General features: G+C 69.4%; 2 protein-coding genes. Both read right to left on the reverse strand.

What is annotated here, in order from left to right; genetic code table 11:
- The coding region (locus Q673_RS0118225; RefSeq protein ID WP_161629669.1) for a DUF2859 domain-containing protein at window positions 1–212 on the reverse strand (212 nt) is incomplete at its 3' end.
- Between the two features lie 104 nt (window positions 213–316).
- On the reverse strand, window positions 317–901 hold the full coding sequence (locus Q673_RS0118230) for a transglycosylase SLT domain-containing protein (protein ID WP_052004189.1): 585 nt from the start codon (window positions 899–901) through the stop codon (window positions 317–319).
- Window positions 902–928: the final 27 nt, after the last annotated feature.

Raw genomic sequence — 928 nt, forward strand, 5'->3', positions numbered from 1 at the left:
AAGCGCACCTCGCCGGGCGATAGCCGCTCGCTGGTCACCGGCAGCATATCCGCCTCGCTGAACGGCACCGGCGCACGCGGGTCCGGGGTATAGCCCTCCTCCTCCGGCACGTCGGCCATGCCGATGGCGACGAAGTAGGGGCGTGCCGGCTCGCCGCCATGGTCTGCAAGCACCTCCAGGGCAGGCCGCTCGGCTAGGGACATTTCGGGCATCGTCTCCGCCTGGGCAATGGCGGCAAGCAGCCCAAGGAGCCCACCCACCAGAGCGGGTAACATCCAGCGGCAGCGATCACGTTTCACCATCGGTCGCATCTCCCTCAGTTGGCTGCCAGCTGCCGCTGGCGAGATGTGTTCAGCCGCTCGAGCTCGGCGGCGACGATGCGGCGGTAGCGGGCCGCCGGCTCTCCGCCAGCGGGACGGTGGTAGCGCCCGGCCGCCTGCACCCAGTCGCCGGTGACCTCGAAGTGGCCGCGCAGCAGGCGGGCCGCCTCCTCCAGGTTGGCGTAGGGGTCCAGGGCATCGCAGGGGTGGGGAAAGCGTTTGCCAGCGCCGAACAGCTGCGGCTGCCAGCGCACGTTGAGCTGGGCGATGCCCACGTCCACGACGCGGGTTTCCTGAAGGGCCAGCACCAGGGCATCGCAGGCCGCCTGGCGAGTCGCAAAGTGGAAGCCCTCCCCCGCCACGTTCAGGGTCCAGGGCCAGGGCCGGCGCCCCACCTTCAAGCTGACTACCGATTCCGCCGTGGCCACTGCATAGAGCACTTCTGGCGGGACCTGGTGCAGGCTTGCGGCGTCGAAGTACGCAGGCGGTACTACGGTGGCATTCGCCAGCGATGACACCACCGCCAGACCACAGCCAAGCGCGCAGCCCATCACCAGGCGTCGGCATGCTGTCAGCCTCATGCCCCCTCCTCACCTCGGGTAGACCTG

It is taken from the genome of Halomonas sp. PBN3 (genome assembly GCF_000475415.1).
GTDB classification, from domain to species: domain Bacteria; phylum Pseudomonadota; class Gammaproteobacteria; order Pseudomonadales; family Halomonadaceae; genus Halomonas; species Halomonas shengliensis.